Below are 19,919 nucleotides of genomic sequence, written 5' to 3'. Positions count from 1 at the left end.
AAATCGGCTGCAAAAATAGTGTTTTTTTCAATTCGGCAAACTGTTTTGCCACTTATTTTGCAATTATTTGGTTGGTTTTCAGCTCAAAAAGAAAATTCCATCTTAGTGGCTGTTTCCTATTACCTTAAAATGATCGCCTGTTGCATTTACAACTGCTTTGTACCACCATTCCGGATATCCTGCAAATATTGGTGATGCGGGCATTCCGGTTTCTGTACGTTCAAACTCTCCGTTGCTTTCGCGCTTAATGTTTCCATCGGTGTATTTTACGATCAGGTAGTGGTAAAGTTCCTTCCATCGTTTGGTCATGTTTTCTGCTTCGTTAGCCGAAAATTCAGTGATAAATTTTCGTGCCTGCGCATCGCTTACAGTATTGTACAGCGTTTCGGCGGCTTTATCAACTACCGGTACAAAAGCCACAAATTTATCTTCAAGTTCGCGTTGAACAAGTTTGATATCAATGATCATATCGCTGTAGCGTAAATAGGCATAATTGGCTACCTGGCTAAAGGTCCAGAATGCTGCTGTTTCGCTGTAAGTTAACAGGTCGCCGTTGCCGACTGCAAAACATTCGGGAATTTCGGTAATCCCGCAATACATCGGTACGTAGCAGCTCGAGTAAGCATCGTCAACACCAAACCAAAGAATACCGCCAATTGGATCGGGAAGCCAGCTGCGGCACTGAGCCACAAACGAAAAGCCCGTTTGCTGAGTTGAAATTGCACGTTCGTTGCAGTATTCAACCGAATCAACTTCCCAGGTAAGCCCTCGCCAACGGTATGGCAAGCCGTAAGGTCCGGCCCCTAAATCCTGAGTCATGTCCAGGTCTGTTCCTTCAAAATGATCACGCATCATATCCATTACATCCTGTACGTCGAGTTGTTTGTCCGGTTTTACCCAGAGTGGTAGCCGATTGGATGGGAAGTTATTTTCGCCAGCTGTTTCTACATTTCCTTTTGCATAATCGGTGTATTGTGCCATTCCGCCGGCAACTTTGTTAAAACCTGCCCAAACACGAGCATCGCAAAAACGGGCAGCCCCAAAATCTACCGGAGCATAAACATCTGAAAAACTAAAATCTTTATTTGTTCCGGTGTACCAGCCTTTTTCGCGGGCAAACGAAATCACATCTTTTGAGTAGAGACAATTTTTTGAATCGTTAAGCGGGAAAGTTGTGATACGCGCCTGGTTGGCGTGTCCGCTGATAAAACCATCGGGAATACGCATGGCCACCCAAACGGCTCCTTTTTCGCCCTGTCCTTTACCGATCATTTCCAGTATCCAGACTTCTTCAGGATCGGCAATGGAAAACGATTCGCCTGAACTGTAATAGCCGAATTCTTCAACCAATCCGGTCATTACTTCGATGGCTTCGCGGGCAGTTTTGGCACGTTGCAAGGTAACATAAATCAAACTTCCGTAATCCATTATCGCACCGTTCTGTTCCGATAATTCGCTGCGGCCGCCAAATGTGGTTTCGGCAATGGCCAGCTGAAATTCGTTCATGTTGCCAATAACACTGTAAGTGTGTGCCGGTTGCGGAATCTCACCAAGTAAAATTCCGGTGTCCCATTCGTAAATCTTTCGCATGGCGCCTTCGGGATGATCAGCAGCCGGCTGAAAATACAATTCACCATAAAGTGTGTGAGAATCGGCAGCATAAGTGATCATTGTTGACCCGTCAATTGAAGCGCCTTTTGAAATTAAAAAGTTGGTACACCCGTTTGAAACCTGCTGGTTAAATAGCATCAATGCTATAACCAGTAACCCTACAACCCTAATCTTCCTCATTTTTAAGTCTGTTTTTATATCCTACAAAATGACAAAGATATATAAATGCTAAAAATTACGAATGACATTTACTACTTCCGGTTAAGCAGTGTTACAGACAGCTTTTTATACGATCGAAAATTTCTTTAATATCGTTGTCTAAACCAACCGAAAAACGTACAAGTCCATCCGATAAACCCATTTCTTTTTGCACCTCAACGGGTATCTCGGAAGAAGTGCTGTGCCCTGAGCAACTGAACAATGTACGGAAATAGCCAAGTGAAACAGCGAGATAACCAACGTTGGCTTGTTGCATTTTAAACATCACTTCGTTGGCCCGCTTTTCGGTTTCAAGATCGATGGAAAGCATTCCGCCGTAACCAAAATCTGTATTCATAAGTTGCGTGTGAAGCTCGTGTTGTGGGTGGCTTTTTAATCCGGTGTATTTTACAGAAACGCCCAAAGCTTCCAGTTTTGTGGCCACATACATCGCATTTTTGCTGTGTTGTTTCATTCGCAAGTGTAAAGTGTGCAGGTTTTTCAAAATGCTCGACGAACGCAGCGGATCGAGCACCGGGCCTAGCAACATGGCAGTTCCGTCGTTTACATTCGAAAGTTGACTGATAAACTCATTCGATCCGCAAATGGCTCCCGCAACACAATCGTTTTTACCGTTGATAAACTTGGTCATGCTGTACACCACAAAGTCGGCACCCAGCTCGGCAGGCGAAAAAATCATTGGGGTGAAAGTATTATCGACCATTAGTTTTGCATCGTGTTCGTGTGCAATTTTAGCCAGTTCCGGAATATCTGAAACCTGAAGCAGTGGATTTGTAACGGTTTCGGTATAAATAACTTTGGTATTTGCCCGCATGGCAGCTTTTACCTGCTCAAGGTTGGTGATATCAACAAACGATACTTCGATGTTGTATTTTGGCAGCCAGTTTTTCAGAAAAGCGTAAGTGCCGCCGTAAGTGGTCACGCTGGTAATTATATGATCGCCCGAATGGCAAAGTTGCAAAATGGAACAGGTAATGGCAGCCATTCCCGAAGATGTTATCCATGCCGATTCGGTTTTTTCCATAGCCGCCAGTGCGTCGGCCAAATATTTATTGCTCGGATTCCAGTGGCGTGAGTACAAAAAACAACCTTCCATGTGCCCCAGGAAAGTTTCCTCCATGGTTTCGCCTTCAAGGAAAGTATAGGTTGAAGAATCGGTGATTGATGGATTTACGCCGCCAAATTCGCCAAATTGCTGAATGTCGAAGATTCTTTTTGCAGGATCTGAGTTCATGTTCAAAGTTTTAAGTTCGAGAACAAGTTAGATCGAATGAAAATACGAGAGAATGATTTTTGTCTTCTAATGTATTTCCCTGCTGTAGAATATACGCGGAATGTGTTTAAGCCGGTTTATGGTAAAAAGATAACACCACCGCAACTGTCTTTTCGAGCTCCGGTAACCGACGACAGACAGTTATTCTGTTCTTTTAAACGAAGTACCCCCATAAAAGCAAAAACAATAGCTTCCTTAAAATCGATCAGTTCTGCATCAGGCAAAACAATTTTAGTTGAAGTTAAAGCCTGCATTCGTTCGATTAGAAAAGAATTAAACGCACCGCCACCGGTAACCAGCATTTTTCCTTTGCCCGACAAGTCTTTTGTAATTTGGATGGCGATGTGTTCATATACAGTACGCATTTTATCTGTAGTGTCTATGTCAAATTCATTAAGAATTGGAAGAAATTCGGATTCGATCCATTCGCGACCCAAGGATTTTGGCGGCTGTTTTTGGTAGTAGGAGAGTGCATTCAGTTTTTCCAAAAGAGGTGCGTTCACTTTTCCTTGCCGGCCCAATTCTCCGTTTTTATCGTAGGATTTGTCAAATTTTTCAGCCAAAGGATTTAGAACGATATTTACCGGGCAATTGTCAAAAGCCAATCTGGTATTATTCTTTTCGAATGAAATATTGGCAAATCCTCCCAAATTAAGACAGTAATCAAATTCCGAAAAAAGCAAACGGTCACCAATGGGTACAAGCGGTGCTCCCTGTCCTCCTAAAGCAACATCGCCGGTTCTGAAATCGCAAATGGTCGTACATTTAGTCCGTGCCGCAAGGTGTGCTCCACTTCCCGTTTGTAGGGTAAATCCGTTTTCGGGCTGATGAAAAACAGTGTGACCATGCGAAGCAATAATATCCGTTGCGAATTTTGTTTTTTCAATAAAAGCTGCAGCTTGTTCGCCGAGGTAAATCCCGTATTCCGTGTTTAGTGCGGTAAGTTCAATTCCCGAAAGCAGATGTGCCGTTTCAAGTCGTTTTTTCCATTCATTATTGTATGGAATAGTAACGGCTTCATGCAAATTGTAAGACCATTTATTGTTGTGCTCCGAAAATTCAACGGCAGCAATATCCAGCCCGTCAAGCGACGTTCCCGACATCATACCAATGGCTTTTATTGTGTTTTTACTTTCCATAAAACCGGTCATTTACATTTCTTCTTTAAACGGTGATTCTCCTACTTCCAAAAGCTGGCTTCGTATACGGTATTGTTATTTCGATAGTCGGTAATTGTTAATTTGAAGGTGTGGTTTTTACCCATTTCAAAACGTTCCTTGTCGAAATAATGTGTAATGGTAGCTATTCTTGGATCGTATTCAAACAATGCCCATTTACCGTCGAGTAAACCTTCAATGGTTTTTATTCCTGCCAGTTCGTCTTTTATTTTAAATCGGATTCGGTTTGATTCTGTGAGTTTGTTGTCGGCAATACTCAGCGGCGTAATTTCGGGCGGAATGGTGTCAACGGTTACAGCGTACACGCCAAAATCGCGCATTTCTGTCGATACCCAGCCGTCTTTGTACGTGCCTCCTGCAGCGCTGTATTGGCCGGTTACCGGATGAACATAGGCCATTATAACTTTCGATTGTAATTGCTCCGGCAAACTATCAACGCGCAATTCAAAACGCGCATTTTTATGCAGCGGCACCGTGTTGTTGTGAAAAAAATGATAGTCGGTAAAAAACTCATCCGATGCCGGTTCTGTGCGGTATTCGAAATTAAAACCGCTGTATAAAGCTCCATTAGGAATACTTAAACGAGCAGAATCATTTTCAAAGTTGTTGGTTCTATTGTAAACAAAAGGTATTACCAATGTTGAATCAATTATCGGTTCTTGTTTCTTCCCGACAATTGAAAAACTCAGTAACGATGTATTTTTATAACTATCCTGAAGTTCTATTTCAATTTTATCTGTCTGGTTTTCCTCAATAAGAATGCGTCCTTCTGTACCGTTGTGCGTGTAAATTGGCAGTTTATTTCCGGGCTCGAGCCAGGTTTTAACGTAACGGTGTTTTGCTGTTTTCAACTGCCCATAATCAATGTGACTGTTTAAATAACGGGTGTCGCTAAATGAAAAACGGTTAAGTGTAAATGCGAACTGTTCTTCCTCATTCACACTCATGCGAAGCAGGTTAATGCCGCATTTGTTGTATGAGCCATCGAAATAATCGTTGCTTTGTATGGCAATGCCAATCTCTCCCCAAACGGGTATTGTTGGATTGTTTTTTAGATGGTATTTCCCGTCGTAAAACACTGCCGGGTAACTTTTTGCTGAAGAGGAATTTTCAACACCGGAGTTTTTATTGAGCGGAACAACAAGAACCGAAAACACTTTTGGCGGAATATTATCCGTAACCGGAAATCCAAAAAGTAAAGGATTAAGCGGTTCTTCTGTTGGTGTATCTCTAATTTCGAAATGCAGGTGCGGACCACCGGAACTTCCTGTGTTGCCACTTTTTGCAATTTCCTCATCCTGCTTAACCGGAAAGAGGAACGACGGGATTTGCAAATCAACCCGAAACGATTCCTTTTCGTACTGTTTATCTTTTACATACTTTTCTACCGCCGGACTAAATTGGCTTAAATGCCCGTAAACACTGGTTGTTCCGTTCGGGTGGATGATGTAAAGTGCTTTCCCGTAGCCGCCCGGTGAAACCGCAATACGCGAAATATATCCATCGGCCACGGCATAAACCGGCAAACCTGTAACTCCTTGCGTTTTTATATCAATTCCCGAGTGAAAATGATTGCTCCTTAACTCGGCAAAACTGCCGCTTAACAGCAGCGGAATCTTCATCGGATTGGTATAATAGCGGGTCTGGGCCGTACTAAAAATTGAAAATAGCAGAAGGATATATAGTAAAGTTGTCTTCATTGTTGTTTAATTGGAGGCACCAAATTTAATTAAATAATAAGTTTCCCAATCGTTTCGGTTGAATACCTGAATACAAATGTTCAAAAGTTGATATCTTGACGATTAGATATTCCGGCCCTGTTGATTAACATTGGTTTGTTAGCATAAAATTGGAGCAATCGATTTTATTTGCTTTTACAATAAGGAAAAAAAGTTAACTTTGTTCGCGAAATGCAGCTAAAATGACCGAAGAGGATCACTTGCTACTTAATGATTTAAAGCGTAATACTCAGCGTCTGTTCGAGAAATATAACAAGGTTGAACAGGAGAAAAAAATGCTGCTGAATGAGGTTGAAAACCTGAAAGCGCAAATTGAGTTGTTGGAGCAGGAAAAAATCGATTTAGGTCGTACAAATGAGCAACTGAAAATAGCCAGCCATATTTTATCCGGAAAAGATGAAAATGACGAAGCTAAACAGAAAATAAATTTTTTGATACGGGAAATTGATAGATGTATCGCATTACTAAATAAGTAATGTTTTGAAAGATAAAGACTTTAGAATACATATTAAGATTGATGGGAGGGTTTACCCGTTAAACATCAATCGAGATGACGAAGAGAGATACCGAAAAGCTGCAAAGATTGTTGAAGAAACAATTTCAGGTTTTAGAAAGATGTTTCAGAATAACGACAATCAGGATATTATGGCGATGACCGCGTTTCAGGTTGCCCTACGATATACCGAAGAACAGCAATGTCGCGATTACTCTCAGTTCATCGATGAGATAAAGGATATAACGGACGATATTTCTGATTTTATAAAAGAAAAAGACCAGAAATAGTGTCCAGACAAGATACCAATCAAAGCCCGTATTAGGCCTGTTCAAACGAGAACAAGGTTTATTACGGGTTTTTTAGTAACTAATAATTTGAAATATGGAATTAATAATAGGAATAGCCGCCGGGTTTATTGTAGGAGGTGCGTTAGCATATCTGGTGTGGGATAAAGCCCTGAAGGCGAAGAAAAGTCGGATAATCGGCGAAGGTAAGTCCGAAGCCGAAGTGATTAAAAAGGATAAAATACTACAGGCAAAAGAAAAGTTCCTGCAGTTAAAATCGGAACACGAAAAGTACATTAACGAAAAAAATTCGCATCTGGCGAAAGAAGAAAACAGGTACAAACAACGCGAAACAACATTAAATCAGCGTCGCGACGAGTTAAACCGCAAAACAAAAGAATTTGAAAATACCCGCAGAGAAGTTGACGCCATTCGTGAGAATCTGAGTACACAACTTCAGCGCGTTGAGCACAAAAGCGAGGAGCTTGACAAATTACACAGACAACACCTCGAAAAATTGGAGCAGATTTCAGGATTATCGGCTGATGATGCAAAAGAACAGTTGGTAGAATCGTTACAGGAAGAAGCCAAAACTGAAGCTGTTGCTTACATCAACGAGATAATGGAAGAAGCCAAACAAACAGCCAATAAAGAGGCCAAAAAGATTGTGGTAAAATCCATTCAACGTGTGGCTACTGAAACAGCTATCGAAAATGCGGTAACCATTTTCCACATCGAAAGCGACGAAATTAAAGGTCGTATTATCGGTCGAGAAGGACGAAACATTCGTGCGTTGGAAGCTGCAACCGGTGTTGAGATCGTTGTTGACGATACTCCGGAAGCAATCGTACTTTCTGCATTTGATCCGGTACGTCGCGAGATTGCACGTTTAGCACTGCACCAGCTGGTAACCGACGGTCGTATTCACCCGGCCCGTATTGAAGAGGTGGTTCAGAAAGTTAAAAAGCAAATAGAAGAAGAAGTAATTGAAACCGGTAAACGTACTGCCATTGATTTGGGTATTCACGGATTACATCCTGAATTGATACGTTTGGTTGGTAAAATGAAATACCGTTCGTCGTACGGACAAAACTTATTACAGCACTCGCGCGAAGTTGCGAACCTTTGTGCTACAATGGCATCAGAACTTGGATTGAATCCGAAAAAAGCAAAACGTGCCGGACTGTTACACGATATTGGTAAAGTGCCTGATGATGAGCCGGAATTGCCACACGCAGTGCTCGGTATGAAACTGGCCGAAAAATACAAGGAGAAACCGGATATTTGCAACGCCATTGGAGCGCACCACGACGAAGTGGAAATGCAAACATTAATGGCGCCTATCGTTCAGGTATGTGACGCTATTTCAGGTGCTCGTCCTGGAGCTCGCCGCGAAGTAGTAGAATCGTACATTAAACGATTGAAAGACCTTGAAGATTTGGCACTTTCTTATCCTGGAGTAATGAAAACTTACGCTATTCAGGCAGGTAGAGAGTTACGTGTGATTGTTGGTTCGGATAAGATGAATGATCAGGAAACTGAACAGTTGTCTTACGATATCTCAAAACGTATCCAGGATGAAATGACTTATCCGGGACAGATTAAGATTACTGTTATTCGCGAAACGCGTGCAGTAAGCTATGCAAAGTAAAAACTGAGAAATAATAGATAAAAAAAAACTTCGGCCAAACGGTCGAAGTTTTTTTATTTTATGCCCTGAACAAATCAAGTAGGTCTTGAATTTTTTTCTCTTTTTCGGTGTACGCTGCAGCGTTATATGCCTCCTGCATCGATTCCAGCAAACGTTTTATAAACAACGCATCGGGTTTCGGTTCCCTGTAATCATCAAACGGCGTATAATCGTTTCTTTTCAAATGGTAATCAATTTCTTTTCGGCTTGTTATCGCTCCTTTATTCGACGGATTAATGTAGAACAGTACTTCCGTATCGCGGGTTGAGCCGTGTACTTTCTGAGCCAGTTCTGCATCAACAATAGCCACCAGCGGATTTTTAGGAAAATCAACCAGGTAAGCAGGCAACTCAATCGCCCGTGCAAGTATAGTATAAAACAGGCTCATTGAAATTGGATTACCACGTTTGGTTTCCAGTACTTGATTTAAAAAACAATTTTGTGGCGAATTCGGATTGCTCAGATTAATAGAGTAACCATTCAGATTGAATATAAAGTGATTCAAAATGGTGGTTTTTTCCAGCAATGTAAGCGAGTTATTTAATTCAAGCCAAATCGACTTTCTTAAGTTCTCAATTTTTAAAGTAAGGTTCATCGGATTCAAATCCGGGTATTGAAACTTATCAATTGCACAAAATCCCTCCATTAAATCCTGGGTGCCTTGTTTCTGCAAAATCCAGTTTCTTAAACCTGCGTATGTTTTTTTGAATTGAAGGCTTTGAATGATGTTTTCAATGCGGTTCTGGCTGTTTTCATCAAAACTTTGTTCCCATTTTTTCTCCAAAACCGGAATGATCTGCTCATCTTCTTTAAGCAGTTCTTGTTCAACCATCTCAAATACGTTGTTGTCGGGGTCGTCGAGGAGGTTGATCAGGGCATCAAGTCTTCTTTGTTCCATAGATTAAGCGCTTAAATTATCGAGTACTTCTTTTATGAGTTTTTTCATTTCGTCGCGGTAGTTTTCGTTCGCGGTAAGGGTAACACGGTTGGCAATAATTAAACATACCGTTAAAGCATTATGGCCAAGCATTCTTGAAAGGCCGTAAATGGCCGAACTTTCCATCTCAAAATTGGTAATCCGTAAACTGTTATATGAAAAGCTTTCAACCAGCTCATTTAATTCCGGAAAGGCGAGGGGTAACCTCAATTCGCGGCCTTGAGGAGCATAAAATCCCGGTGCCGAAATGGTTACACCTTTTTTAAACATGTCGTCCGAAAACTTCTCCAAAAGGCTTTGTCCGGCATCAACCGTGTAAGGAGCAGCCAGCGAATTACTCCAGTTGGTATGTTTACGGAATGCCATTTCAAAATCCATATCGCAAAACTGTTCGCGGTTGGCATAATAATTCAGTAATCCATCGAAACCAATCGACTTTTCCGAAACAACAAACGAATTAACAGGCAGGTCAGTTTGTAATCCTCCTGAAGTGCCAATACGAACAATATCGAGTGATTCCGTCTCTTTTTTTACTGTTCTGGTTTCCAAATCAATATTTACAAGCGCATCCAGCTCATTCAGAACAATGTCGATGTTGTCGGTACCAATACCGGTTGAAATCACCGAGAATTTTTTACCCTTGTAAAATCCGGTAACTGTTTTAAATTCACGATTTTGAGTAGTGAATACAACTTCATCAAAATAGCCCGCTATTGTATCAACGCGTGCCGGATCGCCAACTAAAATAATCTGCCTTCCAATATTTTCGGGCTTCAGGTGGAGATGAAAAATACTTCCATCGTTGTTTAATATAAGTTCCGAATGTTTGATCATAAGTTGTATTTATACAGCGATCAAATCTATTTAAATTTAGATGGAACACCAATAATGACGGGCAAAACATATAAACATCTAAGGTCAAAGCTTTTGAACTAAACACGTAATTTTGTTAAAAACATTACATATGTTAAATAGAAATGCTAAAATTGTAGTTATCTCTTTTAATTCTACAAATTGATATTAAAAAACGCTTTAAATTTTTATTTTTGGTAGAAATACGAATCTAATAGCAAACCAGATGTCATTTAAAATTTTTTCACTTCAGCTTACCGGCAAGATCAAATCTGTTGATACTATAGAAAAAAAGAGAAAGCAGTTGGACGATGATTACGCCACTTTTCTGAAAACAGAAAGTTCGGACGAACTGAAAGCGTTTTTAGAACTGGAAGAATATGTAAATTCTGCCGATTTTAAAGCTAAAAAGAAAGAGACTGAAAATCTTAGTTTTAAAGGAAGTGAAGAAGAAAACCAGGAAAAGGAATTACAACGATTACAAAAATCAGCACGCATACGGAACTACTTTAAAGTAGAAGGCTCGTCGGATTTAGTGCGTTACCAAAAAGATAAGGAATCGCAGAAACTGAGCGATTTTTATGCTCTTGAGGATTACGTAAAAGAAGGTGATTTTGAGAAAGATAAAAAGGAAGTGAAAAGCCAGGTTTTTAAAGGATCGTCGGAAGAAAAGCATTTGGCAGAGTTTAAAAAACTGGAAAAATCAGCTGGTATAAAAGCTTTTAATGAGTATGACGGATCGGAAAAATTGAAAAACCATAAAGCATTTGAAGCATCGGATAAGTTTAAACGATACAACGAGCTAAAGACTGCAGCTGAAGGCGATAAGGAAAAACAGAAAGAGTTTAAATCGCTGAGTAAAGATCAGGCGGTAAAAAACTATTTCAAGTTCGAGAAATCAAAAAAGTTAAAACTCTATCATGAAATTGCGGGCAGTCATAACTTAACACGTTACAAAGAGTTGAAAGAGCTTGTAAACTCCGAAGATTTTAAAAAGAAAGTGGCTTACTTAAAAGACAAAAAGAAGTTTGAAAAAAGTGAAGCTTTCAAAAAATACAGCGAATACAAAAAACTTTTATCCGACTCTGTAGTAACTTTTGTTTTGAAATACGAAAAATCGAAGTTGTATAAAAACTACCTCGATGTTAAAGAATCGTTTGATTTGAAACGCCACAACGAGCTTAAAGAAATAATCGATTCGGAAGAATACAAAAAACAAAAGGCCTGGCTGGAAGACAAAAAACGCTGGGAAAAAACAGAGGATTGTAAAAAGTATAAACAATACGAAAGCGACAAAAAGAATCCGGAGATTGTAAAGTATTTCAAATATAAAGACTCGACTGACTTCGATTTCTATAAAAACTGGGAGCTTGTTTTTGAAGATTCATTTGCAGAAGCGAAACTTGATGCTGGAAAATGGACGACATCGGGAATGGCTGCGGCTAGTGCAATCGGTCAGAATTATGCAATGCCAGGCGACCTGAGTATTTTTACCAATGGAAGCAACATTGAAACAGGTAATAAACTGAGCATTAAAGTTAAAAAGGAGAACAAAAAGGGAATGGTTTGGCAAATGCCTGCCGGTTTTGTTCCTGCTGAATTTGATTATACATCGGGATTGATCTGTTCGGGAGAAAACTTTCAGGTTGAAGATGGAATTGTAGAAGCAAAAATTAAATTTAACCCGGTAAAACAGGTGGCCAGCTCGTTTTATCTATCGGCTGCAAATAATGTTCCGCGTGTTAACCTGGTGGAAATGGGAGCTAAAAATATTCTCGGAGTTTACACTTTGAATGGCGGAGGAAAAATTGCGTCGGAAGGTTTGGAGATCGATAACCTGAAAAAAGGAGATTATATTTTCTCACTCGAGAAATCGGGAGCTAATTTTACCTGGAAGATTAACGAGACGGAAGTTTTGCAATTGTCGAACAGCGAGTTGAATAAACCGTTGGTGTTAAATGTTTCGAGCCTTGTTGTGGATCAATTATCTGGTTCTGCAAACTTTGATGTGGAATGGGTAAAATGTTATAAGAAGAAATGATTTTGAGTGGATTGGATGTAAACTGGATGGATGAATTCAGTGGGGCGATAACAGTTTGCGACAGGGAAGGAATTATTGTATATATGAATGACTTCTCGATAAAGCAGTTTCAGAAATACGGAGGCGACAAATTATTGGGAACAAATCTCCTGGATTGTCATCCCGAACCTTCGAAAACCAAGCTCAGGGAAATGTTGGCAACTCCGGTTGAAAATACATACACCACTGAAAAGAATGGCGTTAAAAAGGTAATTACCCAACGACCATGGCTACAAAACGGAGAGTTTTGCGGGATAATTGAATTATCGTTTGAACTTCCTTCAGATATCGTTAATCATCATCGTAGCTAATTACAATCCTCGTTTGTTGAACAGAATATATCCGAAATTAAGTGTTACATAAAGATTGGTATTGCTCTTTTCGTAGTAATTGAACGAAAGACTTACCGGGCCAATTCCGGTTTGATAAACCAAAGCTGCAAGTCCCTGGATATAATAATTATCAATAAAATTATCGCTCTCAACTGCCGACAGGTCGGGCTGTTCCAACTCTTCATAAATGGGGCAAAAACCATAACCTTCAACACGCAAATGCAGGTCGGGCGAAAGCGCGAAAATAGCCTTTAGTCCTCCGGCTAAATAATTATTGGCGTGAAACTCATTAATAAACAACGATTTGCTGTGGGGCGATGGCGTAAAACCTTGCGCCGACAATTTGGTTGAGCGGTAGGTATGAAACAAATCTTTGTTACTTAAAAACGTTTCGAAGTGCGTTCCCAAAACAAATCTGTTTCCTAGTGGGAAATAGCGTAATGAGTGGGCATGTACCTGAAAGTAATGATGATCTGCCGTGAGAGTTGCGTAGGACGATTTATTGGTTCCCGGCTGGTATTTCTCTTCTCCGCGAACAAAGTTTACCTCAATTCCCCGATGAGCTCCTTCTGTGGCATACTGTTTATAATTCAATGAATTATTTTCAAATCCAATTTTTGAAACAAAAGCATTAAATTTTGAGGTATTAACTGCATTTTCCACATCGGTGTCCTCGGTTTGATAAAAATCGTTACTTGCCGAAGAATACGCCACTCCCGAATACAATTTACTGTGCAAACCCAGCGGGAATCCGTTTTCTATCCTAAAATTGGTTTCATCTTTAATAATGTATGGCGTACGCACGTCCTCAAAAATTAGCTCGGTACTCGACGAAAAATAATCCCAACGGTTAAAAGTTAAATACGATTCGAGATAAAACGGTAACGAGGTTGGGTAATCAATTCGTCCACCCAGTTTAAAAGAACTGTAAAAACGGCCAAAATATAGGTTCGAATGCAGCGAATAAGCCCTGCTGTTGTAGGTCCTGAAATTAATCGCAGCAAAACCCTGGTTTATTGGTTTGGTAGAAATGTTTCCGCCAATGCTCAAATCAAGCCTTTTTTCAGGTTCAACTTTTAAATGCAAATCAAAAAGACCCGAATTCTCATTGTAGCGCGTAATTGGCTGAATTGATTTTAGTTGCTCGTCGGCCACCAGTTTAAAATATTCCTTTTTTAGGTCTTCTAACGGAACAATATCATTTTTGTGTTTGATGCTCTGGATAATAAATTGACGTTGCATGGGGTCGGTAACGCCTTCAACCTGAATGTTTTGAAATGAAAGTTCCGGTTTTCTTGAATTAAAACTTTCGCGTTTAGCCTGAATTGTTTCCTTCGGAACACGTCGTTTTATCAATTGTTTTATGCTGTCGATTGAGGCCAGAGTTGTTCGCTCACCGCGGGCCAAAACCGTATCAATTTTATTAAAGTCGAGCAGTCCAACATTATCAAATTTCGTCTCCAACAAAATTCCGTCCGATGGTTTAATCTCAAAATTTGTTGGGCGCATCACCATATTCGAGATTTGTTGCATTACATCATCGGCATCGGCAGCTTTTACATCATCAGCAACTTTATGTCCGATTATAATGTCCGGATTAAAAATCTCTTTCATATAATCGGTCGGGAAGTTATTCAGCAAACCTCCGTCGAACAGTAATTTACCGTCAATTTCAATAGGTTTAAAATACAAAGGAACAGTCATCGAAGCCCGCATGGCATTTCCCAGATCGCCATTGCTTAATACTAACGGCTTGCTGTTATTTACATCGGCAGCAATACAAAAATAGGGAACCATTAACTGGTTGAAATCATAATTACAGGCTGCGCTGGTTGCGGCAGTTAATTCCATAAAAGCAAAATCCATTTGCTCGGCCGGAATAATATTCGTTGGTGGCAGAATTTTTACTTTCTCATCTTTTTTGGCAACCCGCAATTGTACCCAGGTCGGGTCGTCTTCCTGCCGTTTAAAGTAATAACGGTATTCCCGTTGAATTTTACCCGTAGACCAAAAATAAAAATCATCCGACTTAAAAAGTTCTTCCATTTCGTCGGTCGTATAACCCGCAGCATAAAGCCCGCCAACAATTGCACCGATTGAAGTTCCTGAAATATAATCAATTGGAATGTTGTTTTCTTCCAAAACGCGTATAACTCCAATATGCGCCATCCCTTTGGCTCCACCACCGCTTAGCACAAGCCCAACCGACTGTGCATTACACTGTAAAATAGCAAACGTAAACAGTAAGGAAATAAGTAGTGGTTTATTCATTCTGTTAAATTGTTTCTGAACGCTATCAAAATTACAAAATCGAAGTTTGATAGATAATAGATTAGTATAAAATTTTAAATAAATCTGATCAAACTCAGCTTTACATAAATTATAGACCGAAATTTTGATGAACGGGTTGCTTTGTTGACTAAATTTTTTCTTTAGAATTTGAATATTAATAGTTTTGTTATATCTGCATATTAAGAAACGGAAATGAGAACCGGGTTGGTAAATATTGAAATATAACATAAATCCGGTTTAGGAAGGCAGTTAAAATAGAGAAGGAGTTTTAAAATAACAGAACAAGTTTGAAACAATTACTCATCATATTATTCATATTTTGTTGCATCGGACTACAAGCGCAGCAAAACACTATCCCAGATGTAAGTTGGGGAAATACACATTATTATAATCTGGATATTGGCGATACCGTTTGGTTTAACGACAGAGCTGTGGTTTTGCTCGACATCGAAAATCAGTATAATACCATTAGTTTGGGAAATGATACGGTGAAAGTTAAAGTTGGCACCCGAAGTTTGCCCTATGCGATTTATGGCATTCGGATGTTTGTTGCCGATAATAAAAATTTAAAAAAACTCACTGCTGATAAGGATGTACACGGATTGCTGACAAAGGACGCGTTGATCTGTTTGTCGGATAGCAAGAACCTGCTGTTGTCGCCTGAAAGTTTTATTTTTCCGGTGAGTTATAACGATGGTTTTAACTGGAACATAAATGAAGACAATTATATGTTTTCGTACATGCAGCAGAACTGCGAAAATAAGCGGGAAATGCCGCATTCGAACGAAGGAATTGGTATTGCATTAAGCGATGCTCGAGGTATTCAGAAACACTGGTTACTGGCGATGGAATCCAGCACGGTAATGTGGGTAGAAAAGAAAACGGACGTGCGGAAAAATAAGGAAGCCTGCATTCTATTACAAAGCGATTCAAATCCGTCTGTTTTTTATGTTTACGATCATTTATACGTAAACAATATCGAGGTAAAAGAAGGCCAAAAAGTACGACAGGGTGAATTGTTGGGAACGATATGGGGTGATGAAAACTGGGGATATCTGCAACTGGCAGTTGTCCATTCAGACTCTGTTCCAACCTTTGAAAACAGGTTTGCCAACTGTATCAATTTCTTTCCGCAGCTTTATGAGTTGTATTTTAAAAACACCTTTAATTTTTCGAAAACCTTTACCCGCGGGAAAATTGAATTTGGTCGTAAACCTGTCCTTAACGGTAATCAGAAAAATATCCTCTCGTTTGAGGAATTTACCGGAATGGGGTGGAACCTGGGAGCGTGGAACACAACCGAAAAGGTTATGCACTGTACAAAAGGCGAACTGGGGAATGCACGCTTAAAAAAGATATTGTTCGCAAATACGGCTGCGGAATGCCGTAATCCGAATAATTTTTACGAATACGAAATAAATGTTCGAAATGGTGTTTACCGCGTGCGTGCACAGGTTGGCGATGTTAAGCAGGCGTCGTGGCAAAAGATCGAATTCGAAGGGATTGAAGCAGCAACGTATGCGTTGGAGCCCGGTGAGATGAAATGGACTTCGGAAAAAGTGATAAAAGTGAACGATCGCCGGATGACAGTTCGAATTTATGTCGATCCGAAAAACCAAAAGGTTGCCGGAATCAGCGAAATTGTATTTCAACAGGCTTACTAAAATTTAAAAACCATTCCTGTTTTTACCTGCTCTGTTTTAAAAGTTGAATAAAATAATGCCAGTGCAGGGAGTGCTGTGCAGTGCGATGGTAAAAGCTTCTCAACCTGATTATGCTTGAAATATTCTAACGTTTTTAAAGTTTGCTCATCCTTGTTTTTAAGGTGAAATCCGCCAATTATAGCTTTTATTTTATTTATTCCGGTAATCTTTTTAGCGTGTTCACAAATATTACAGATTCCTGAATGCGAGCAGCCGGTAATTATTACCAGTTCGTTATTTACGATGGCAGCCAAAGCTGAATCATCAGGAATAAAATCATCAGATCTATCTTCAAGTTCAAAGCTGGTCGATTGACTTTCATAATCGTTAGTTCTTGGAATTTCACCCAGAAAGTACAGGTTTTCGGTAAGTTGTAGCGGGATTTTACTTTCCTTCAGAGAAAATGTTTCTTCAATCTCTTCTTTCGTAAGCTTCAATCCAACACTGCTATGACTTGTTTTGCTGAATCGGTTTGAAAAACTGGCGGGATGCGTGAATAGTGTCTTGTTGTTCAAATGCTTTAATCCGTTTCCGTGATCCCAGTGACCGTGGCTTAAAACAACCTTTTTGACCTCGTTTTCAATATCAATATTTAGTTTTTTCGCGTTTTTAAGAAACACATCGGAGTGACCGGCATCAAATAAAATCTTTTCATTATCGATTTCAACGAGGTAGGAGAGGCCGTGCTCTGCCAGAAATTGTCCGCCGGCTGTATTATCGGTTAAAATTGAGATTGTTATCATGTTACTCAAAGCTAGTTGTTGCTGATCCTTTTCCAAATGGTTTTTAAATTTAAACTTATTGGATGATCCGGCGCATATTCAATCAAAGATTTTTCGTGTAACATCGACTCAACGAACAGCTCCGAAAATGGAACTTTACCAAGAAGTGGAATATTTTCGTCGTTTAAGTAGTTTGCAACGGTTGCCGTAAATTCAGTATTAATATCGTATTTGTTGATAATGGCGAAAATGGGTACGCTGAATGAATTTACCAATTCAATAAGCCGTTTTGCGTCGTGCAAACCCGAAATGCTTGGTTCAATAACCAACAAAACGGCATTTGTACCGGTGATGGAAGAAATGGCAGTGCAGCCAATTCCCGGTGGACCGTCATTGAGTATAAACTGCGCTTTATTTTCCAGGGCCAGTTCTTTTGCTTTTTCCCGTATTCGCGTTACCAGTTTCCCTGAATTCTCTTCGCCGGGGCCCATTTTAGCGTGTACCATTGTTCCAAAACGCGTGTCGGAAACAAACCACTGGTTGTTCAGGTTTTGAGAAGTTTGAATGGCGCCGACCGGGCAAAGTCGTTCACATAGACGACAGCCTTCGCATTGATAAGGATTGACTTCCGGGAAACTATTCGAATTTATATGGATCGCTTCAAATCGGCAAGCTTCCTGGCAGGTCCCGCAGTTGGTACATGCTGACTGATTGATGAAAGCCAGCGAGCCACTGTCGAATGGATACGTTTCTTTAATCTCAGGTTTTAAAATCAAATGCAAATCGGCAGCATCAACATCGTTGTCGCAAAATACCGCGTTTGAGGCCAGGTAAGCCAATGCCGCTGCAATGCTTGTCTTTCCGGCACCACCTTTTCCGCTCAGTATTGTTATCTCTTTCATTTTAGTTGATTATTGATGCCAGTTTGCCAATGATAGATTGATAGGCTTTTTCTACTTCTTCGGGGATATTTTCAAACAATTCGCCCCGAGAATAATTCTCGGCATAAGCTTTTGAAAAAGGTATTTTACCCAATAACGGAATGTTGTTTTCTTCCAAAAACAGATAAACATCATCGTTGCCCAAATTGGCTTTGTTTACAATTACGCCAAATGGTTTATTTATTTCTTTGAGTAACTCCACTGTTATTTTTAAATCGTGCAAACCAAACGGAGTTGGCTCGGTAACCAAAATGACGTAATCAGCGGTAGCCACCGTTTCAACTACGGGGCAACTTGTTCCGGGAGGTGCATCAAGCAGCGGGATTTGCTGTTCTGAATCAGCTTGCTTTTTTACCTTTTTGATCAGTTCTGTTTGCATGGCTGAACCAATTTCGAGTCGTCCTTCTGATATTCCGGCACCAAAAGTTGTCCGGTAATTAGAAATGCTGCCCAGCGGATTTTCAATCTGTCTTAGCGCATCAAAGGAACAAGCCTCGAAACAAGCACCGCACGAATGGCACAGCTCGTAATTTACTTCTGCAAATTTCAGTCGTTGAACAATACTGATCGCATTAAATTCGCACCATTCAACACATTTTTTACAATACGTGCACTTGTCATTATCAAGTTCAGGAACCAGAGTAAAAACCTTTTTTTCTGTTTCTATTTTCGCGTGAGGGAAAAAAAGTAAGTCGTTAGGTTCTTCCACATCGCAATCGATCAACTGCACCCGGTTATTATATTTTTCAGATAAGAAATAATACAGACTGACCGATACAGTGGTCTTTCCGGTTCCTCCTTTTCCGCTGGCGATGGCAATTTGCATATTCAATAGTGTTTAAAAAATTCCCCGGAGTCACACTCCGGGGAATACCGATTTAGTAGCTAACTCTGAGTGACTATGAAATTAAACTCAGAAATACCCTTTGTTCGCACTGTAGTATTACTTTTTATGAAGAAGGGCAGCTATGCTCATCTATCTAGTGATCGCAATAATTGGCTGAAAAATCAATTGTTTCTTTAAGGTATCCCTGTACTAATTCGGCTGCAGACAGTTTTGGAGCACCTACAAAAACATTTACATCGTTGTAATTGAATATCTGAATGGCTTTGTGTCCCATTCCTCCTGCCAATACATCGGTAACACCTTTTTCCGCCAACCATTTGGGTAAAAGTCCCGGCTCGTGAGGTGGGGGAGTTACCCGCTCTTCATTAATTATCGTTGAGTCTTCAACATCCAGCACGGCAAAATATTTACAGTGTCCGAAATGCCCATCTAAAATCCCGCTTTCATCAACAGGAACTGCTATCTTTTTACTCATATTACTTTCTGATTATTAGTTTTCTAAACGACTAAATCCACGTCCTTGTCCTCGTCTTTTTCCGCGCCCCCAGCCTGATTGTAAAGTTTCTTCGTTTGTAAGATTTCTGTTTCTGAAACCTCTTCCACTTCTTTTACCAAAATGGGCGAATTGTTCTTCACTAAGTGACGCGCTGCATCTTCCTTGTTTTCTGCCGGTTTGGGTTCCTTGTCCCATTGGTCCGGTTTTGTCTAATCCTGGCATTGTTT

18 protein-coding genes are annotated in these 19,919 nt (G+C 40.2%); 6 read left to right on the top strand and 12 right to left on the bottom strand.

Translation table 11 applies throughout. The features are described from left to right. Positions 1 to 102: 102 nt before the first annotated feature. The 4 genes from SLH46_RS11690 to SLH46_RS11675 form a co-directional block, all read right to left on the bottom strand. Positions 103 to 1,791 (bottom strand): dipeptidase, encoded by a 1,689-nt coding sequence (locus SLH46_RS11690; protein WP_320281368.1) that lies wholly within the window; start codon positions 1,789 to 1,791, stop codon positions 103 to 105. A 91-nt stretch (positions 1,792 to 1,882) separates the two neighbouring features. Then, positions 1,883 to 3,064: an aminotransferase class V-fold PLP-dependent enzyme gene (locus tag SLH46_RS11685; RefSeq protein ID WP_320281367.1), complete on the bottom strand. Its 1,182-nt coding sequence runs from the start codon at positions 3,062 to 3,064 to the stop codon at positions 1,883 to 1,885. A gap of 116 nt (positions 3,065 to 3,180) precedes the next feature. Then, positions 3,181 to 4,242: an anhydro-N-acetylmuramic acid kinase gene (locus SLH46_RS11680; RefSeq protein ID WP_320281366.1), complete on the bottom strand. Its 1,062-nt coding sequence runs from the start codon at positions 4,240 to 4,242 to the stop codon at positions 3,181 to 3,183. Between the two features lie 41 nt (positions 4,243 to 4,283). Continuing rightward, a complete protein-coding gene (locus SLH46_RS11675; protein WP_320281365.1) occupies positions 4,284 to 5,981 on the bottom strand; it encodes a M23 family metallopeptidase in 1,698 nt (565 codons plus the stop codon). A gap of 221 nt (positions 5,982 to 6,202) precedes the next feature. Here SLH46_RS11675 and SLH46_RS11670 point away from each other — a divergent pair, with 221 nt between their 5' ends. The 3 genes from SLH46_RS11670 to rny all read left to right on the top strand — a co-directional run bounded on the left by SLH46_RS11670 (position 6,203) and on the right by rny (position 8,451). Next, positions 6,203 to 6,496 (top strand): hypothetical protein, encoded by a 294-nt coding sequence (locus SLH46_RS11670; protein WP_320281364.1) that lies wholly within the window; start codon positions 6,203 to 6,205, stop codon positions 6,494 to 6,496. Between the two features lie 4 nt (positions 6,497 to 6,500). Then, positions 6,501 to 6,803 carry a cell division protein ZapA gene (locus SLH46_RS11665; protein ID WP_320281363.1) on the top strand — a complete coding sequence of 101 codons (303 nt, stop codon included), beginning with the start codon at positions 6,501 to 6,503 and terminating at the stop codon, positions 6,801 to 6,803. A 94-nt stretch (positions 6,804 to 6,897) separates the two neighbouring features. Beyond that, positions 6,898 to 8,451, top strand: coding sequence for a ribonuclease Y (rny, locus tag SLH46_RS11660; protein WP_320281362.1), 1,554 nt, complete (start codon positions 6,898 to 6,900; stop codon positions 8,449 to 8,451). 58 nt (positions 8,452 to 8,509) lie between these two features. Here rny and SLH46_RS11655 read toward each other — a convergent pair whose 3' ends face one another. Next, positions 8,510 to 9,388 (bottom strand): transglutaminase-like domain-containing protein, encoded by an 879-nt coding sequence (locus SLH46_RS11655; protein ID WP_320281361.1) that lies wholly within the window; start codon positions 9,386 to 9,388, stop codon positions 8,510 to 8,512. A 3-nt stretch (positions 9,389 to 9,391) separates the two neighbouring features. Continuing rightward, a complete protein-coding gene (locus SLH46_RS11650; protein ID WP_320281360.1) occupies positions 9,392 to 10,261 on the bottom strand; it encodes a nucleoside phosphorylase in 870 nt (289 codons plus the stop codon). Positions 10,262 to 10,505: 244 nt separating this feature from the next. Here SLH46_RS11650 and SLH46_RS11645 point away from each other — a divergent pair, with 244 nt between their 5' ends. Both SLH46_RS11645 and SLH46_RS11640 read left to right on the top strand, forming a co-directional pair. Further along, complete coding sequence (locus SLH46_RS11645; RefSeq protein WP_320281359.1) at positions 10,506 to 12,320, top strand: hypothetical protein; 1,815 nt, start codon at positions 10,506 to 10,508, stop codon at positions 12,318 to 12,320. Further along, positions 12,317 to 12,670, top strand: coding sequence for a hypothetical protein (locus tag SLH46_RS11640; RefSeq protein WP_320281358.1), 354 nt, complete (start codon positions 12,317 to 12,319; stop codon positions 12,668 to 12,670). The genes SLH46_RS11645 and SLH46_RS11640 overlap by 4 nt, the downstream gene beginning before the upstream one ends. Here SLH46_RS11640 and SLH46_RS11635 read toward each other — a convergent pair whose 3' ends face one another. Continuing rightward, on the bottom strand, positions 12,671 to 14,962 hold the full coding sequence (locus SLH46_RS11635) for a patatin-like phospholipase family protein (RefSeq protein WP_320281357.1): 2,292 nt from the start codon (positions 14,960 to 14,962) through the stop codon (positions 12,671 to 12,673). Positions 14,963 to 15,270: 308 nt separating this feature from the next. Here SLH46_RS11635 and SLH46_RS11630 point away from each other — a divergent pair, with 308 nt between their 5' ends. Beyond that, the gene (locus tag SLH46_RS11630; protein ID WP_320281356.1) at positions 15,271 to 16,647 is read left to right on the top strand and encodes a hypothetical protein; all 1,377 of its coding nucleotides are present in this window, start codon (positions 15,271 to 15,273) and stop codon (positions 16,645 to 16,647) included. Here the strand turns inward: SLH46_RS11630 and SLH46_RS11625 are convergent. The 5 genes from SLH46_RS11625 to SLH46_RS11605 form a co-directional block, all read right to left on the bottom strand. Further along, positions 16,644 to 17,429 carry an MBL fold metallo-hydrolase gene (locus SLH46_RS11625; RefSeq protein ID WP_320281355.1) on the bottom strand — a complete coding sequence of 262 codons (786 nt, stop codon included), beginning with the start codon at positions 17,427 to 17,429 and terminating at the stop codon, positions 16,644 to 16,646. The two genes, SLH46_RS11630 and SLH46_RS11625, sit on opposite strands and share 4 nt — an antisense overlap. Positions 17,430 to 17,440: 11 nt before the next feature. Further along, positions 17,441 to 18,310, bottom strand: coding sequence for a nucleotide-binding protein (locus SLH46_RS11620; protein ID WP_320281354.1), 870 nt, complete (start codon positions 18,308 to 18,310; stop codon positions 17,441 to 17,443). A gap of 1 nt (position 18,311) precedes the next feature. After that, complete coding sequence (locus SLH46_RS11615; protein ID WP_320281353.1) at positions 18,312 to 19,175, bottom strand: ATP-binding protein; 864 nt, start codon at positions 19,173 to 19,175, stop codon at positions 18,312 to 18,314. A gap of 154 nt (positions 19,176 to 19,329) precedes the next feature. Then, positions 19,330 to 19,671, bottom strand: coding sequence for a NifB/NifX family molybdenum-iron cluster-binding protein (locus SLH46_RS11610; protein WP_320281352.1), 342 nt, complete (start codon positions 19,669 to 19,671; stop codon positions 19,330 to 19,332). Between the two features lie 15 nt (positions 19,672 to 19,686). Beyond that, entirely contained in the window at positions 19,687 to 19,914 is a 228-nt protein-coding gene (locus SLH46_RS11605) for a DUF5320 domain-containing protein (protein ID WP_320281351.1), read from the bottom strand. Between the last annotated feature and the right edge of the window lie 5 nt (positions 19,915 to 19,919).

Source organism: Draconibacterium sp. IB214405 (genome assembly GCF_033963885.1).
Classification (GTDB): Bacteria; Bacteroidota; Bacteroidia; order Bacteroidales; family Prolixibacteraceae; genus Draconibacterium.
This window is presented reverse-complemented; position numbering and strand designations above follow the sequence as displayed.

Coding starts and splice junctions, on each gene's coding strand:
- SLH46_RS11655 (WP_320281361.1), bottom strand. CDS start 9,388: ATGGAACAAAGAAGACTTGATGCCCTGATCAACCTCCTCGACGACCCC.
- SLH46_RS11620 (WP_320281354.1), bottom strand. CDS start 18,310: ATGAAAGAGATAACAATACTGAGCGGAAAAGGTGGTGCCGGAAAGACA.
- SLH46_RS11670 (WP_320281364.1), top strand. CDS start 6,203: ATGACCGAAGAGGATCACTTGCTACTTAATGATTTAAAGCGTAATACT.
- SLH46_RS11650 (WP_320281360.1), bottom strand. CDS start 10,261: ATGATCAAACATTCGGAACTTATATTAAACAACGATGGAAGTATTTTT.
- rny (WP_320281362.1), top strand. CDS start 6,898: ATGGAATTAATAATAGGAATAGCCGCCGGGTTTATTGTAGGAGGTGCG.
- SLH46_RS11625 (WP_320281355.1), bottom strand. CDS start 17,429: ATGATAACAATCTCAATTTTAACCGATAATACAGCCGGCGGACAATTT.
- SLH46_RS11680 (WP_320281366.1), bottom strand. CDS start 4,242: ATGGAAAGTAAAAACACAATAAAAGCCATTGGTATGATGTCGGGAACG.
- SLH46_RS11610 (WP_320281352.1), bottom strand. CDS start 19,671: ATGAGTAAAAAGATAGCAGTTCCTGTTGATGAAAGCGGGATTTTAGAT.
- SLH46_RS11685 (WP_320281367.1), bottom strand. CDS start 3,064: ATGAACTCAGATCCTGCAAAAAGAATCTTCGACATTCAGCAATTTGGC.
- SLH46_RS11645 (WP_320281359.1), top strand. CDS start 10,506: ATGTCATTTAAAATTTTTTCACTTCAGCTTACCGGCAAGATCAAATCT.
- SLH46_RS11640 (WP_320281358.1), top strand. CDS start 12,317: ATGATTTTGAGTGGATTGGATGTAAACTGGATGGATGAATTCAGTGGG.
- SLH46_RS11690 (WP_320281368.1), bottom strand. CDS start 1,791: ATGAGGAAGATTAGGGTTGTAGGGTTACTGGTTATAGCATTGATGCTA.
- SLH46_RS11605 (WP_320281351.1), bottom strand. CDS start 19,914: ATGCCAGGATTAGACAAAACCGGACCAATGGGACAAGGAACCCAAACC.
- SLH46_RS11635 (WP_320281357.1), bottom strand. CDS start 14,962: ATGAATAAACCACTACTTATTTCCTTACTGTTTACGTTTGCTATTTTA.
- SLH46_RS11615 (WP_320281353.1), bottom strand. CDS start 19,175: ATGCAAATTGCCATCGCCAGCGGAAAAGGAGGAACCGGAAAGACCACT.
- SLH46_RS11675 (WP_320281365.1), bottom strand. CDS start 5,981: ATGAAGACAACTTTACTATATATCCTTCTGCTATTTTCAATTTTTAGT.